We start from the raw sequence: 16,227 nt of genomic DNA on the forward strand, positions 1-16,227 counted from the left end.
TTGAACCTCCCTATCATTTATGGTTATGCTGATCCTCGTCGATTCCTTTGCGAAGTGCATTCCACGCCAGAGTGGCGCATTTGATACGCGCAGGAAATTTATTCACGCCGGACAAAGCTTCAATATCTTCGTAATCGTCAAAATGGACGTCATCCCCCTGCATCAGCGAGGAGAAACGGGAAGCCAGATCCTGAGCCTCCTCGACCGTTTTGCCTTTGACGGCTTCGGTCATCATGGAGGCGGAAGACATGCTGATGGAGCAGCCTTCACCTGTATACTTGGCATCCTGTACGATTCCGTTATCCACCTTGAGCTGCAGCGATATTTTGTCGCCGCAGGTCGGATTGTTCAGATCAACCGTTACGGTTCCGTCTTCGAATTTACCCCGGTTGCGCGGATTTTTGTAATGATCCATAATCACGCGCCGGTACAAGTCATCAAGTTGCATTAGCCAAAATACTCCTTTGTCTGGATTAATGCGCTGATCAGACGGTCCACATCTTCTTGGGTATTATACAAATAAAAGCTTGCCCGGGCCGTAGAACTAGCCTCCAGCCAGCGCATCAGCGGCTGGCAGCAGTGGTGACCCGCGCGGATGGCAATACCGCTCGCATCAAGCACCGTTGCCACGTCATGCGGATGAACATCGTCCAGGTTGAACGTCACCAAACCGACTTTCCGCTCACGCGGTCCGTACAGCTTGAGTCCGTCAATCTCGGACAGACGGTTCACTGCGTATGCAGCGAGCTCATGCTCATGCGCCTCAATGGCATCCATGCCGATGCTTTCCAGAAAATCGATGGCTGCACCGAGTCCGACGGCTCCCGCGATAATGGGAGTGCCGCCCTCGAACTTCCAAGGAAGCTCCTTCCACGTGGAGTCGTACAGACCGACGTCATCAATCATTTCACCGCCGAATTCCACGGGTTCCATGGATTCAAGCAGTTCTTTTTTGCCATACAACACGCCGATGCCGGTAGGGGCACACATTTTGTGACCGGAGAACGCATAGAAATCGCAATCCAGATCCTGTACGTCCACCTTCATATGCGGGGTGCTTTGCGCTCCGTCAACGACCATAACAGCGCCGTGGCGGTGTGCGAGAGCCGCAATTTCCTTCACCGGGTTCACGACGCCCATCACGTTCGATACGTAAGCCATGGATACGATTTTGGTTTTGTCCGATACCACGTTCTCGACCTCGGACAGGATAACCGAACCGTCTTCTTGTAGTTTAACATATTTGAGCACGGCACCGGTGGCTTTTGCCACCTGCTGCCATGGAATGAGATTGCTGTGATGCTCCATCGGGGTCAGGACGATTTCATCGCCTTCGCTCAATATGGAGCGCGCGTAGGACGACGCAACCATATTCAAGGCTGTCGTCGTTCCCCGTGTAAAAATAATTTCTTTGGTGCTCTTGGCATGGATGAACTTCGCCACTTTTTCGCGTGCCCCTTCATAAGCATCGGTAGCACGGCTGCCGAGCGTATGCACACCGCGGTGCACGTTCGCATTATCATATTCATAATAATGGCGCAGCGCTTCAATCACGGCCAGCGGCTTCTGCGAAGTCGCCGCGCTGTCGAGATACACCAGAGGATGGCCGTTAATCTCCTGCTTCAGAATCGGAAACTGCTCGCGAATGGCGTTGTTCATTGTCCCAACTTCCCTTCAATGACAGCCTGCAGTTGCTTCTGAAGGCCCTCGAGCGGAATTTGGGAAACGACCGGTGCCAAGAAACCGTAGATGATCAGCGATTCGGCGACCTCGCGAGAAATGCCGCGGGACATCAGGTAGTAAATTTGCTCCTGATTGACCTGGCCGACAGAAGCCGCGTGACCTGCTTTAACGTCATCCTCGTCGATCAGCAGAATCGGATTGGCGTCTCCGCGGGCTTTCGGGCTCAGCATGAGCACTTTTTCCGTTTGTTGACCGTCGGATTTCGTCGCGCCATGTTCGATCTTCGTGATGCCGTTGATGATCGCCTGGGCTTCTTCGCGCATGACGGCGCGGGTGATCATTTGGCTCTCGGAGGATTTGCCGAAATGGTTTGCGCGGGTCGTATAGTTCAGCTTCTGGGAGCCGGAACCGACCGCGATGATTTTGGAATCGGAGGTCGATCCGTTTCCTTTCAGAATCGTATGTGTATCGCTCATCGTGTCGCCGCTGTTCATTTCGCCGACGATCCATTCCATGGACGCATCGTTGTCGATGATCGCACGGCGGTAGCTGAGGTCCGTTACGTTCGTTCCCATTTGGTGAATGGTCGCATAGCGTACCTTCGCGCCCGATTTGGCGAAAATCTCGACCGCACCGTTGTGGGTAACAGCTTTCGTGCCGTCGCCGGATACGTAGTTATCCACGTACGTTACGGAACTGTTCGTGTCGGCGACGATCAGGATATGCGGCGCGAACGTAGCTTCCTCGTCGTCCGTCAAGAGCACGGCCTGCAGCGGCGTCTTGACTTCCACGTTCTTCGGAACGTAGAGGAAGATGCCTCCGTTCCATAATGCCGCATGCAATGCGGCTACCGAATGCTCATCCGCGGATACAGCAGTGTGCAGGTGCGCTTGCACCAGCTCTGCGTGTTCTTTCACTGCGGTTTGCAAATCGGTGAAAATGACGCCTTGGGCCGCCAGCTCAGGAGCCAGCTTGGTGTACACGACTCCGGAGTTGCGCTGGATAATCAGGCTTCCGGATTCCTGATCTTTAACCAGCTCTTGGATGGAAGCAGGCACTTCGGCCAAGGAAGCGATGCTGCCGCTATCCTTGCTGCTTCCGTAATTTTGGATATCCCAACGCTCGATGCGCATTTTTTCAAGCTTAGGCAGCTCAAGCGTTGCTGCGAGTTCCAATGCTTTGAGGCGATTTTCCGTAAGCCAGGTTGGTTCTTGTCTTTGCTCCGACAATTGACGCAAGCCTTCAGCGTTAACCGGAAGAATGGTTTGTGTTGTCATTTGGGTTTCCTCCTTCCGTTTTTTTACGCTTCTTGACCTACTGTCTCGTCTTCAATTCCCAGCTCTTCCTTCACCCAATCATAACCTTCGGCTTCCAGACGCTCTGCAAGCTCAGGACCGCCGGATTTCACGATGCGGCCTTGCATCATGACATGGACGAAGTCCGGTTTCACATAGTTAAGCAGACGCTGGTAGTGGGTAATGATAAGGAAACCGCGATCTTCGCTGCGCATTGCGTTCACGCCGCTGGCAACGATTTTCAGGGCATCGATGTCTAGACCGGAGTCGATTTCGTCCAATACGACGATGTTTGGTTCAATCATCATCATTTGCAGGATTTCATTACGTTTCTTCTCGCCGCCGGAGAATCCCTCGTTCAAATACCGGTGTGCAAATTCAGGGTTCATGTCGAGTTCTTTCATTTTTCCTTCCAATTGACGGATAAAACGGATCAAGGAGATTTCTTGACCTTCTTCGCGGCGGGCGTTTATGGCACTGCGCAAAAAGTCGGAATTCGTCACGCCCGTAATTTCGCTCGGATACTGCATGGCAAGGAACAGACCTGCGCGTGCACGCTCGTCGACAGCCATGTCGAGCACGTCTTCCCCGTTCAGCGTTACGCTGCCTTCGGTTACTTCATATTTAGGGTGACCCATGAGCGCAGAAGCCAGAGTACTTTTACCGGTACCGTTAGGTCCCATGATGGCGTGGATTTCCCCGCCTTTCATCTCCAGGTTGATCCCTTTGAGAATTTCTTTGCCTTCAATCTCCGCTTTGAGTCCTTCAATGGTAAAGTGAGTAGCCATATACGTTATTCCCTCCGTTATTTGGTTTTACCGAAATCAGAAAGTCTATTTAAACAGGGATGACCTCCCCTGATTTCAAGCAATTATAATTATCAATTTAAAATAAATCTAAATTGATTCTCATTGATTATCACTAATTCTATAATAAAGTCGGAATCATATCAACCGCCTCGGCCCGGAAGAATTGAAATAATGCCAGAAAGCAGGCTCAGCTTACGAAAAGCCGTGCCTGCTTTCATATTTGAGTACTCTTACTCCTGTAACTGTCATGCTTGCTGAAACCTGCACCTTTTTGCGGATATTCACGCATCATCCGGCACCGGCATTCATTTGCTCGTCACCAGATGGCTTATTCCGATCCGCTCGCGTGCCTAAATATTGCCTCTTGCAATGGACCATATAAAGGAAGTGAAATCACCTTATTTTTACACAGCAACCATGAAGCGGATCCTTTCATAACCGGCGGAGGCGCTCGGCATCCGGAATGAACTCTCTAAAGCTCAAGTCCGTTATAGAGGTTGTTGATGAGGAACGGATCCGTGTTCCTGCTTCCCCTAAGCGATGCCGATTCTTGCCCCTTTCTTCATGAACGAAGCGCCGATGGAGGACAGAATGTCAGGCGCCAAAAGGACGCTCCGGCGAAAAAGACCGGCGCGCCCCTCGGCGTTCCTTTTTCAGCTGTCCGGTATGTTAATTAAGAGCGGCTTCTTATCCGAGATAAGAACGCAGCATCCACATATGTTTTTCAAGATCGTTCTTGATTTTGATGAGCAGGTCGCCTGTCGGATGATCCCCGGCTTCCTCGGCCATATGAATGCCTTCATGCATTTCCTCAGAGACCGTAGCGAAATCCTCGATCAGGGTTTGCACCATTTTACGTGCATCTTCTTTGCCGGAAGCCTCTTGAACCGTTGCCAGCTCCAGATATTCCTTCATCGTAGCCGCAGGGCTGCCCTTAATGGTAAGGAGACGTTCTGCAACCTCGTCCATTTTCAAAGTGATATCATTGTAAAGCTCTTCGAATTTTACATGCAGGGTGAAGAAATGCTCCCCTTTCACGTACCAATGGAAATTATGGATTTTGACATACAGAACATTCAGGTTTGCAACTTGTTGATTCAGAATTTGCTCTAATGTTGTTGTTTTGGATTTGGAAGTTGTTTTGGCCATGGTTTGATCCCGTCCTTTTCTGTAATGATTAAAAATTGATAAAAATCGATCTTCTGCAGACCGCTTTTGAAATTATCTGTCCTCGCTTCAATCAGCGGCCTTGACCGCCTCAGTGGCTCTGTTTATATGTTACCCTCCACACCTGGATACGAAACAAAATAACGGCATGATCTTCATGGAAATCCATACATGCGGCGTTACGATGAACACTCGTCAAAAGGAATTCCAGCGGAGGAAAACCGGTGCCGCATGGAATACAAAAAACGGCAGTCTAAATGTAGTATTTCATAGGCCAAGTTCTGGCGGCTGTGATAAAAGTATCATGATCAAACGATGCAGGGCTTATGCAATCAAAAAAAACCAATCCCCGCGGGACTGGTTTTTGGAATCTGTTCTTAAGCGGGTTCAAAAAACGCTTACCGAAACCTGCTACAGCATTTTAAGAAGCGCTTCATGCCCCGGCATGCCAGGGATAATTCCAAGGGCGGCTGCTTCCTTCGTCACGGACTCGAGCGGCGCCTCCAGCAATTGGTTCAGCGTCTTCACGCCAACCGCCCTGCCTGCAATGATTTTGCGGTCGCCCAGACGGTCGTTCAAAAGTCCTACATCCAGCGCCCCGCACATAATGTAGCCGCGCGAAGTGCTGATCGTTAACAGCGTGGTCTTGGGAAGCTTCACCTCCACGCCTACCAACGTGTGCTCCCCAACTGAAATGGGCTCCATCGTAACCATGGGCTCACACCTCCCTCTTGGATAAAGTGTTCAAATTATGTGTATTCCCGGGGGAGGTCCAGTGTGTATGCCACAGAGGATAAAAACACATTTCTTCTAAAATCACATGAAATGATATAGGAATAAAGATATGCCCTACCCCGACATTAGGACTATCCAGGTTTACGTGTTCATGATATGATTTAAACAGTTCAAGACTTATTTTTTTTGCACATGGTATAGGCTGGGGGATTTATGGAAAACAAACAAAACAATGAAGATTCAGGATACTTGTTCAATGTCGACATTCTGTTGAAAAGCCGATCGAATGCACTCGCGCTGCAGGCTTTAATCGAAATGTTAAATAGTAATGAAATGATCGCGGATTTTCGGATTAAATCCGGGATGGAACTCGGCCAGCTGATCGAATCCATGCTGCAGGATAAACGTAAATCATTAATCAACAAATCGGGTTCCGCCGCAACGAAGACGCCTCTGCCGGACAAAAGTCCAAAACCGAAGGCGAAGAACGAACTGCCGGCCAAAAGCCCCGACGCCCCCGCTGATTCAAAGGTTAACGCCACACAATACAGCTCCCAGCTGCACGAATGGATTACCGAATGCATCCACGATAATCGCCTGATCCGGCTGACGGTAACCCGCAGCGGACAGCCATTCAGCATGCCTTGCCGCATCCTTAATTTCGAGGAAGCTGTTGAGCTGCTAAACGTATATCACGTGGACGAAAAACAGGTTTACTCTTTCAAGCTTAATGAAATCATCGAAGTCGTCTAATAACGATCAAAGCCCTTGTCATCCGTTCATGCGGACAGGCAAGGGCTTTTTTAGGCTTGCTACTTCTTGCGGGAAATGGCTTCGGCCATCAGGCAAATCCAGCCGGCGATGAAAGCCACGCCGCCAAACGGGGTGATAATGCCCAGAGGCTTGACTCCCGTGATCGTCAAAGCATACAGACTGCCGGAGAACAGGATGATGCCTGCGAACAGCAGCCAACCAGCCCAAGCCAGTCTGCGCGAGTCTCCCCAAATTCCGGCTATGATCGCAATCAGCAGAATTCCAAGCGCGTGTATCATATGGTATTGTACACCGGTTTCATACACCTTTATCGACGATTCCCCGACGATAGGCTCCAGCAAATGAGCTCCAAAGGCTCCGATCGCCACCGACAGCATGGCCATCAAAGCACCGATCATCATAAATTTGCGCTGCAAGGCTTTACCACTCCTTATCTATTCATCTCGTGAAATGCATTCTGTCCACCATATTACCCTATACAGTATATCATTTTCCACTGTGAACGCTCTGTGAACGCTTGGTGAAGCATCCATCCGGCTTGATTTTTAATTCATAATATGGAAGAGTAATAATCATACATATTTTATATTGTTAAGGAGAGACAAAACCATGGAACCTAAGCAGCCTCCCCAGCATCCGCCGCAATTCATACGGCACTCGGGACCCGGGATTGCTTCATTTATCATCAGTCTCGTTTCGATGCTGGCGTATATCGTCAGTGTCGCCGCAATGGGAGCTATATTTTCATCCAGCCTGAACGGAGACGGCCTTTCCTGGTCTGACAGCTCCACGACAGGCGTCACGGTTATTACCATCCTTCTGATCGGATTGTTCGCGGCCAACATTATCGGCGTAATCCTGGGCATTATCGGTCTGGTTCTCCGCAACCGCAAGAAGATCTTCGCGATTCTGGGTCTGTCCTTGAATACGATCATTATTCTAAGCTTTGGCCTCATGTTTGTCATTTTGATGCTGCGTGTTGGAAGGGGATAACGATGACAAAAGTTAAGATTTTTGCCGACAGCACCTGTGACCTGCCGCAGGAGTGGATGCAGAAATACGATATCGGCCTTGTCCCTCTCTATGTCACGTTCGGAGACCAGACATTCAAGGATGGCGTCGATATCACGACCCCACAGCTTTATGCGAAGGTGAGCGAAACGGGCAATCTTCCCAAAACAGCCGCGCCTTCACCGGCAGACTTCATTGCCGCTTTCTCCCCTGTGATTGAAGACGGCCGGGAGATCGTGTACATCAGCCTTTCATCAGAGCTGTCGTCCACTTACCAGAATGCGCTGATCGCAGCAGGCGAATTTCCGGATGGCAAGGTCACGGTCATCGATTCGCAGAACCTGTCCACTGGAATCGGGCTTCAAGTGATGAAGGCCGTCCAAGCCGCAGAGCAGGGGAAATCCCCTGCCGAAATTGCCGATATGGTGGAGAAGGTCAAGCCGCTAGTCGAGACAGAATTCGTCATCGATTCCCTTGAGTACCTCTACAAAGGCGGACGCTGCTCCGGCATGCAAAACCTCGTCGGCAGCCTCCTCAAAATCCGTCCGGTCATCAAAGTAATCGACGGGAAAATGACGCCTGCCTACAAGGTCCGCGGCAAAAGGGAGAAAGCGCTGGAACAGCTGCTGAATAACGCCCTGGACAAGCGTGAGCAGATGGACAACGATTTGATCTTTGTCACCCATTCCCTTGCAGCAGAGGATGCCCGTGAGCTCAAGCGCCTTCTTGAAGAAAAGACCGGCGCCCGCGAGGTAGCCGTCTCGGATGCCGGATGCGTCATCTCTTCCCACTGCGGGGCAAAAACGATTGGCATCCTGTACGTGAAGAAGGCTTAATAGCACTTAATAAATAACTGATAGTACACAGCAGCCTGCATGGAGACCGCGCACCCCGCTCGGAGTCTTTATGCAGGCTGTTTGCCCCTTCCGCATCTCTTCGGCTTTTCCCGCTTGTCAGAAAACTAAATATCCTATAAAGTAATATCCAATCAGAATTCATCGATTCTGGAAGCATTTTTTAAGGGAGATGTTCATGCCAAATCTTAAAATTTTTACGGACAGCACCAGCGACCTGCCAGGGGCATGGGTCGAACAGTATGACATCGGAATTATACCGCTGTACGTCGTGTTCGGGGACGAGCAGCTGCGGGACGGAGTAGATATCAAGCCAGCCGAGCTGTATGAGCGAGTATCCCGGCACGGCAGCCTCCCGAAGACGGCTGCCCCTTCACCTGCGGATTTCATGGCAGCATTCGAGCCATTTGTCCATCAGGGCGATTCTATTCTGTATATCAGCCTGTCCTCCGAGCTATCCGCGACCTATCAGAACGCGCTTATTGCCGCTGCGGAATTTCCGGATGCTTCGATTCGCGTCGTCGATTCCCGCAATCTGTCGAGCGCCATCGGCCTGCTCGTAATGAAGGCCGTCCGTGCCGCTAGAGCCGGGGAGAGCGTGGATGCGATCGTCAGCCTGCTTGAGGCTGTCAGACCCCAGGTTGAAACGGAATTCGTCATCGATACACTCGAGTACTTGTATAAAGGCGGACGCTGCTCTGGGGTTCAGAATTTGCTCGGCAGCTTGCTTAATATCCGTCCCGTCATCAAGGTGATTGACGGAAAAATGACCCCGGCCTATAAAGTGAGGGGCAAAAAGGAAAAGGCAATGGATCAAATGCTTCAAAATGCGCTGCAGAAGCTCGATCTGATGGATGATGACCTCATCATCGTCGTTCACTCCTTCGCGGAGGACGAAGCGCAATATTTGCAGAAGGTGCTTCAGGAAAAAACCACTGCCCGCGAGGTGGCGATATCGACTGCCGGGTGCGTCATTTCCAGTCACTGCGGACCCAAGACAATCGGGATCATGTACACGAAAAAAGCCTAACGCTCTTCTATTCTTCATATTCTTCATATTCTTCATTTCGTCGGATTCAGCTTCTGTAAGGAGCTCCACATAGAAGCTTCACACAAAAAGGACAGCCTCGCGGCTGTCCTTTTCCTTTACTTCTTCTTGCCCGGATCGATATCCTTCGGATTCAGCCCGGCCCAAATGTTCGGGATGTCGGCATCTTCCGGATGCTCGAACACGAGAAATGCCGTCGGCAGATAGCGTTCGCCGTATTCGGAGGAAGGTTTATTCACGATTTCGTTGTCCTTCACCAGCACCGTCGAAGATCCTCCGTCCAGATTGGCAGCAATCACGGCCCCATGCTTCAGCATGATCTGCTGCACGTCGTACAGATTCGCTCCGATGCTGTACGTCGGCTGGCGGCCGTCAATAATCACGAAGAGGATGGCCCCGTCCGCACGTTGGCCCATCGCCGTCCGCGGAGCGATTCCCCAGCCCTCGCGGGCATTTTTGATCAGCCCTTTGCCATTGACGATAATGCGCGGCTGGAACGTAACAGCTTCCTTGACGCCCATACGGTCCAGTTCCTTCAAGGAATAGTGCCCTGCAATCATTTTACCGTTCGCATCAATGCCGACGACCTGCGTCGACGAGTTATTCCCCAGGCCATTGTAATACAGCTTGCCCTGCGAGATGACGATGCCGATCGGCTTAAAGCCATTTCCTTTCCAATTCGGATCGGCAAAACCGCCGGCATTGACTCCGGCAATAGCCCCGGTCCGCTTCACCATGCTGGAGACCTTCTCTCCCTTGCCGCGGCTCTTCGGGACCCCGAGACGTATCTTCGTCGGATCATTCACCGTCATGACGTATCCATGGTAGCCTTTTCCCGATATCTCTTCTACTTCTACTAGAGGCTTCTTGACGACCTCCGTGTTGTCGGCTGATGTCTGCTGGGGTACCGGAAGCTGAATCTGATGGGTATCCTTTTCCTCCCCCATGGATGCGAACCTTTTGTTGTACTCCGCTACCCTCCGGTCAAGCTCGGCCTGCCCGATAATATACTTTGCCAAATACCGATGCTGCGTCGTAATCAACGTATCCGCTGCAAGGAAACGGTACTGATTGCCGGAAGGCGTCAAGAAAAGCCACCCCGCGCCGAGCATCAGCGCGATGACCATGACCCCGAACAGCCTAGCCATGAATCTGACAAAACCATTCCTGCGCTTCTTGCGTTTCTTGGTTTTAACGGTATGAGACCTTTTTTGATTCCTTACGTTCGAACGCTTTGGCAGTGAAGCTTGCTCCATCGTTTGCTATCCCCCATAATTCGCAAAATCCATTCACGGACTACTCTCGTAAAATAGACGCTTTACAGGAAATAAATGTTTCATATTCTCTCATGAAAAGGAAGAAAATAGTCGATTATCATGCTTACGATTTGCGCCAAATGCGGAATTCCACGCTTTCATACAGATTGATGGCTCCGGCAAGCATCTTTCGCGGCCATTCGAGCTTCGTGAACAGTTGATAGACAACGATGGAAGCCAATATGCCAAGAATCGCGCCGCTCAGCACGTCGGTTGGATAGTGGACTCCGTTCCAGATCCGTGAAAAAGCGATCAGAACAGCGAGCAGCAGCCAAACGATGCCATCCTTTTTGCGGAATAGAAAAATAGAGAACGCAATGACGAACGAACCGATGGAATGGTCACTCGGAAACGAAGCGTTGGCCGCATGCTCAATCATCTGGTGGACATGATGCGCCACAAACGGACGGTCCCGGTAGAACAGATGGCTGAGAATAGTTCCAATCACAAAGGCAAGACAAGCGGAGGCGAGTGCCTGCACGACCATCTTCCGATTCTCCCTCTTCCGGGTAAACCAATACACGATCACGGCCAGATAAAACAAATATTCCGCATCCTCGGACAAAAAACGCATGATGGCGTCCATGGCCGGATGATTGCCCGCTGCGTTATTGATCCAGCTGAACAATGAATAATCCCATGAGATAAAAGAAATAACAACCTTCCCCTTTCCTGCTGAACTTGCTCATACGTTGTATATGTTCATACCAGATGCCCATGGTACGTTGTTCAGTATAATAGATTTGTGGCGGCTCATTCAAATCCAGCCCTGCCACAAAATATAAAAATGCCCGCCCTATAAGGGCGGACAGCTATGCGGAGGCTTCACCAGCCTGCTCGGTTGTTAATCTTTTTCATTTCGGAATCCGTCCACTTGCCATAAACGAAAAATGCGAGATTCGAGATTTCAGGAAAATTCGTCCGGATACCCTGCTGCACGTTGTGATACTGCGAATCGGTCCAATCCGTATCCAGTGCGGCAATGATTTCGGCGCTGCCGATCTTCTGGCGGGTTTGGCTCAGGATGCCGTCATTGTCATAAACCCAGCTTTGCGGAAAATCCCAGTCGTCAAAATATGCCATTGGCGAGACGAAGTCCATGTAAGGCATGAATTTGGCAGCATCCTGACCACATTCTACAAATTCAGGCGGCAGGATGTAGGCTCCGAAGAACAGCCCTGGCGTAATGCCGTTCAGATCGCTTCTTACATCGCGCACATATTCCCCGAGCTTGGTCGTTCTCCATTCATTCCATTGTCTGCGCTTGGCATTGTCCGTATTGAAATCAATTGTGATCGGATCGTATCCGTACGCGTTCTTATACTGCGTCCGGGTGTAATCGCCCATGTCCATGTTGTAGTCATCGAACCGGATCCAGTCGAGGACGACGCCGTCGATGTCATACTTGGAGGCTACCTCTTTGATAATGGAGCGCTCATAGGCCTGTACGCCAGGATGGAGCGGATTCACGAAATACTCGCTGCCGTTTGAACCCGTAAACGGCTTCACCGTCCCGTTAACCAGGGAGCGCATTTGCCAATCGCTGTTCTTGTTAAAGGCTGCCTGGTCATGGAATTGCGGAATCCAGGCACGAACTTGGATGTTCACCTTATGAGCTTCGGCAATGACATCCTTGACTGCATCGAAGCTCGCGTATCCCGAGGCAATCGGCGCGATGCTGCTCTTGTAAAATACGTGCCCTGATGGAACCTCATCATCCTCGTCCTGCTTGACGGCAAGGTTGATGACCGAAATGCTGCGCTTTGAGGCATTGCTCACGAAGCTGACGACATCGTTATGGTTTTTAAAATTGGCAACGGTCCGCACGATGACTTCGGATACGAAGGGCCCGCTCTGGGCCGAGGTTGTTTGGGCCGGCACCGACAGCATGAAGCTCATCAGCAGAGCGGGCAGAGCCATCAAGAGCGCCCGTTTTCTTTTACTTGGAATCATGGAATCATCCACCTTTCAAATCGATATGGAATAGGTTCTGCATGATGCCTGACCAGGATGTTTCGTTATCATCCTCCTTTCACAGCCGCTCGGGAAGCATCTGCCGCCTTCCCTCACCCCTGCACCCGGCTTCCGTCACTTCGATTCGGTATGTTGAAAATAAGGGATGGTTAATTGAACGGTGGTCCCGATGCCAAGCTTGCTGTACAGCATCACCCCGTAAGCCTCGCCGAACTGCAGCTTGATCCTTTGATCGACGTTTCGGATGCCGTAGCCCATTTTCACACCGCTTGGCGAGAAAATTTGCCTTATCGTTTCGGTGTTCATGCCGATGCCGTCATCAATAATTTTGAAGGAGATCCTATCCTCCAGAGCTTCCGCAACAATCCGAATATGAATGTTCTCCCCGTAAAAGGCATGCTCCAGAATGTTCTCCACAAATGGCTGCAGGATCAGCTTCACCGTCTCGTAGCCCAGCACCTTCTCGTCGAGGTCGATGTTGAAGGTCAGGCGCTCTTCATACTTGATTCTCTGAATCTCGATATATGTCTGCACCTGCTGAAGCTCCTTCTCGACCGGAATCATCATACGCCCCTCGTTCAGAGTCAGACGGTAGAACTTCGCGAGACCGCTGACCATGGAACGGATTTTACCGATTTCGCCAAACTGGGCCAGACGATTGATGGAAGAGAAAGAATTATATAAAAAATGCGGATTGATCTGGGCTTGAAGGATTTCCAGCTCAGCCTCTTTTTTCTGCAAATTGGACAAGTACACTTCCTGAATCAGCCGATCCATATTCTCGCCCATGTCATTCAGCGCGAGTGCAATCTGGTTGAATTCATCCTGACCGCGGTAGCGCAGCCTTTTATGCAAATCTCCCTCCTGGAACGAACGGAGAACGGATACGATTTTGACGACTCGCCTTGAAAAGTATCTTGATAGCAGCCAGCCCACGACGGAAAAAAGGCCAACCATAACGATACATACGAGGATCGTGACGCTCTTCACCTTCTGAATATCCTGCTCCATTACCCGGTTCGGAATGTTGGCGGCGAGCGTCCAGTTCAGCCCCTCAATCGGTGTCTTGATCTGCAGATAGTCCCTATTCTCCATACGCGGGATTTGCTCCGGCATCAAGCTCCGGTCCGCCGAGGAAACGTAAATAATGTCGTGCTTGTCGTTTTCTATGTAAAGGGTGCTTCCGTTGCGAAACTTGTCCTCGTTCACGCTTTCCAGCAAATCGGCTATTTTGACGGTAATCCGCACAAAGCCGAAGGGTTTGGGCGCAGTCGGCTCGTAGGTGTCCATCAATCTTCGGAGCAGCGAGATGTTCCCGAATTTACCGTCCTCTTCAATCGCCCTCCACTGCATCGTCATACCGTACTCTTCCTTCGGGAAATCCTTGAACCAGGCTTTATCCGTAATGCGCTTCTGGTGAAACAGCTCGTAAAATCTTCCTTTGTCCAGCGGATCCATACCTTCGTAAGAGTAATAAACCTCCGGAATGGTATCGTTCTGAATGTAAACGGACAGCGCAATATTGCGGTTTGTTGCATGAATCGTATTTTGCAGCGTCGGCATCAGGTAGCTCTGCAGCGTTTCGAAGCTGTACCAGCCGTCATCGTATCGCCGCAGCGAGTCCGCAAGCGTCCGGTCGTAATACAGCAAGTCGGTCAGGCGCTGGATGTCCTCCACCTTATAGTGAATGTTGTCCTGAATCTGCTGCAGCGTTCCGCGTATGTTCGCCTTCGTTTGTTCCCGGATCGAATCCACGGATGTGTTATAAGCGAAAGTGCCCACAAAAGCCACGGGAACGATCAGCAGCGCAATATAAGAGATCATCAGCTTATAGCCGAATGACAGAAACTGTTTCTTCCGCTTCATGGAGACCCTGTAACCCCTTTTTCAGCACTGCTTGCGGTAATCGCCTGGCGTCATGCCGTATTTGTCCTTGAACTGCCTGCTGAAGTACGTAAGATTCTTATAACCTACCTGCCCGGCAACCTCGAATATTTTATAGCGGGGATTTTGAAGCAGCCTGCACGCCTTTTCCATCCGCCTCTCCACCACGTAATCGCTGAAATTAATCCCCGTTCCCTGCTTGAACAAGACGCCCAGATGGTTCGGGGAGAACGAAAAGAGATTGCTCACGTCCCGCAGCGCGATATTCTGGCCGAGATGCTCTTCCACGTAGGCACAGACGGATTCGAGGAGCTTGCCGTTCTTCTTTTGCTTTTTGACATGGAGCATTTCCGAAATTTCAAATACCTGCCGGCGCAGCCAGGACTGGATATCGTCCATCGTTTCGAATTTGAACAGGATGTCCAGGTTCTCCATGCGCATGCCGAGCATTTGGAACAAATTCTCGTTCAATCCCGCCAGGTAGGCGTCCAGCCGCGAAATTACCTGAATGGCAAAGTTATAGACGGTAGATTTGGATTTCATCCGGCGAAGCAGGGCAAATACGTTCTCCAGTTCATCATGGAGCTGAACAAGCCTGTAATTCGACATTTCGGCAAAAAGGGCATCGAGCCGCATATCAAGGCTCTGCACATCCTCCATCCCTCCCGATTCCAGCTCCGTATACCGGATCAGACGGCTTTTGCCGGCCAGCATTTTATACTCCAAGGCCTGCTTAGCCTCCCCGTATGAGCTCCGAATGGCTTGGAGCGAGAATGCTGGATTGCTGAGGCCAATGGTAATCGTGACCGGAAAATGATTTTCGATGCGCTTGATCAAGCAGCCGAGAACCGTCTCGCAGGCTTCCAGCTGCTCTTCCTGCAGCACCATAGCGAATTGCCTGCTCGAAATTCTGCACAGGGACCGGATTCCGTTCTCCTCGCAATGCTCCGCCAAAGATTGATACAGACTGCCCACGATCCGCTTGGCTTCCTCCTCGCTGTATGCGTTCAGCTTCCATGCCACATCATCGATTTCGATAACCGCGGTACGGTGCAGTACGGAGGGATTCGGATTCATGCCGCACTGCAGCAATAAACCTTCATCCAGCTTCCATTCCTCTGGGCTTTGCTGACCTTCGAGCAGACCCATCAGCATATCGTTCTTCAGCACGGGGAGCGTTTTATAGTAATTCGATTTAAGTCGTGACTGCAGAGCCTTCTCATCCAATTGATGCTTTACCTTCCGGAGCACCTCGACCATTTCTTCATCTTGGACCGGCTTCAGCACGTAGCTCTGCACGTTCAGCTCCATCGCCTGTTTCGCATAATGAAAATCCTCATAACCGCTCACGAAAATGATCTTTAACTGCGGCAGCAGCTGCAGCGCCTCCCGGGACAATTCAAGGCCCGACATGATCGGCATCCGGATATCGGTAATCAGGATATCGACCGGCTGCTGTTTGATGAAGTCGAGCGCGGCAAAGCCGCTGCTCACCACAGCCGCAACGTTCATGCCGAGCTCGTTCCACGGAATAAAGCGCTCCATCCCTCTCAAATCCAGCACTTCGTCATCTGCCAGCAATACGTTGTACATGTGTGCGATCCCCCCCGGACCATGGTTCCAAAACCCCTTATTTTTGTTGATCCCATCATATAACATTTCAATTTTGCCGTGTTG

Annotated in this window: 16 protein-coding genes; 4 read left to right on the forward strand and 12 right to left on the reverse strand. The window is 50.8% G+C overall.

The genetic code is table 11. The features are described from left to right. Positions 1 to 13: 13 nt before the first annotated feature. From sufU to ACTHPM_RS12525, 6 genes are all read right to left on the reverse strand, one after another. Positions 14 to 448 (reverse strand): Fe-S cluster assembly sulfur transfer protein SufU, encoded by a 435-nt coding sequence (gene sufU / locus ACTHPM_RS12500; protein ID WP_440396041.1) that lies wholly within the window; start codon positions 446 to 448, stop codon positions 14 to 16. Then, positions 448 to 1,659 (reverse strand): cysteine desulfurase, encoded by a 1,212-nt coding sequence (locus ACTHPM_RS12505; protein WP_440396040.1) that lies wholly within the window; start codon positions 1,657 to 1,659, stop codon positions 448 to 450. The genes sufU and ACTHPM_RS12505 overlap by 1 nt, the downstream gene beginning before the upstream one ends. Next, positions 1,656 to 2,960, reverse strand: coding sequence for a Fe-S cluster assembly protein SufD (gene sufD, locus ACTHPM_RS12510; protein ID WP_440396039.1), 1,305 nt, complete (start codon positions 2,958 to 2,960; stop codon positions 1,656 to 1,658). Before sufD ends, ACTHPM_RS12505 begins: the two co-directional genes overlap by 4 nt. Positions 2,961 to 2,983: 23 nt before the next feature. Beyond that, on the reverse strand, positions 2,984 to 3,766 hold the full coding sequence (sufC, locus tag ACTHPM_RS12515; protein ID WP_440396038.1) for a Fe-S cluster assembly ATPase SufC: 783 nt from the start codon (positions 3,764 to 3,766) through the stop codon (positions 2,984 to 2,986). Between the two features lie 708 nt (positions 3,767 to 4,474). Next, positions 4,475 to 4,936, reverse strand: a complete 462-nt coding sequence (locus tag ACTHPM_RS12520; protein ID WP_440396037.1) for a Dps family protein — start codon at positions 4,934 to 4,936, stop codon at positions 4,475 to 4,477. 429 nt (positions 4,937 to 5,365) lie between these two features. Further along, a complete protein-coding gene (locus ACTHPM_RS12525; protein WP_440396036.1) occupies positions 5,366 to 5,668 on the reverse strand; it encodes a YunC family protein in 303 nt (100 codons plus the stop codon). A 234-nt stretch (positions 5,669 to 5,902) separates the two neighbouring features. Between ACTHPM_RS12525 and ACTHPM_RS12530 the strand changes: the two genes are divergently transcribed. After that, positions 5,903 to 6,442 carry a hypothetical protein gene (locus tag ACTHPM_RS12530; protein WP_440396035.1) on the forward strand — a complete coding sequence of 180 codons (540 nt, stop codon included), beginning with the start codon at positions 5,903 to 5,905 and terminating at the stop codon, positions 6,440 to 6,442. 59 nt (positions 6,443 to 6,501) lie between these two features. Here the strand turns inward: ACTHPM_RS12530 and ACTHPM_RS12535 are convergent, their stop codons facing one another. Further along, positions 6,502 to 6,879, reverse strand: a complete 378-nt coding sequence (locus tag ACTHPM_RS12535) for a DUF423 domain-containing protein (RefSeq protein WP_440396034.1) — start codon at positions 6,877 to 6,879, stop codon at positions 6,502 to 6,504. Positions 6,880 to 7,072: 193 nt separating this feature from the next. Here ACTHPM_RS12535 and ACTHPM_RS12540 point away from each other — a divergent pair, with 193 nt between their 5' ends. From ACTHPM_RS12540 to ACTHPM_RS12550, 3 genes are all read left to right on the forward strand, one after another. Next, a complete protein-coding gene (locus tag ACTHPM_RS12540; protein ID WP_440396033.1) occupies positions 7,073 to 7,456 on the forward strand; it encodes a hypothetical protein in 384 nt (127 codons plus the stop codon). Between the two features lie 2 nt (positions 7,457 to 7,458). Beyond that, complete coding sequence (locus tag ACTHPM_RS12545; protein ID WP_440396032.1) at positions 7,459 to 8,310, forward strand: DegV family protein; 852 nt, start codon at positions 7,459 to 7,461, stop codon at positions 8,308 to 8,310. 196 nt (positions 8,311 to 8,506) lie between these two features. Beyond that, complete coding sequence (locus tag ACTHPM_RS12550) at positions 8,507 to 9,358, forward strand: DegV family protein (protein ID WP_440396031.1); 852 nt, start codon at positions 8,507 to 8,509, stop codon at positions 9,356 to 9,358. A gap of 116 nt (positions 9,359 to 9,474) precedes the next feature. On the opposite strand, the gene ACTHPM_RS12555 is transcribed toward ACTHPM_RS12550, so the two are convergent. The 5 genes from ACTHPM_RS12555 to ACTHPM_RS12575 form a co-directional block, all read right to left on the reverse strand. After that, complete coding sequence (locus tag ACTHPM_RS12555; RefSeq protein WP_440396030.1) at positions 9,475 to 10,632, reverse strand: phosphodiester glycosidase family protein; 1,158 nt, start codon at positions 10,630 to 10,632, stop codon at positions 9,475 to 9,477. 124 nt (positions 10,633 to 10,756) lie between these two features. After that, a complete protein-coding gene (locus ACTHPM_RS12560; protein ID WP_440396028.1) occupies positions 10,757 to 11,320 on the reverse strand; it encodes an undecaprenyl-diphosphatase in 564 nt (187 codons plus the stop codon). A gap of 197 nt (positions 11,321 to 11,517) precedes the next feature. Further along, positions 11,518 to 12,645, reverse strand: coding sequence for a family 10 glycosylhydrolase (locus tag ACTHPM_RS12565; RefSeq protein ID WP_440396027.1), 1,128 nt, complete (start codon positions 12,643 to 12,645; stop codon positions 11,518 to 11,520). Positions 12,646 to 12,780: 135 nt separating this feature from the next. Next, complete coding sequence (locus ACTHPM_RS12570; protein ID WP_440396026.1) at positions 12,781 to 14,532, reverse strand: histidine kinase; 1,752 nt, start codon at positions 14,530 to 14,532, stop codon at positions 12,781 to 12,783. Between the two features lie 21 nt (positions 14,533 to 14,553). Then, entirely contained in the window at positions 14,554 to 16,143 is a 1,590-nt protein-coding gene (locus ACTHPM_RS12575) for a response regulator (RefSeq protein ID WP_440396025.1), read from the reverse strand. Positions 16,144 to 16,227 lie beyond the last annotated feature (84 nt).

It is taken from the genome of Paenibacillus sp. SAFN-054 (genome assembly GCF_051966755.1).
GTDB lineage: Bacteria > Bacillota > Bacilli > Paenibacillales > Paenibacillaceae > Paenibacillus_AQ.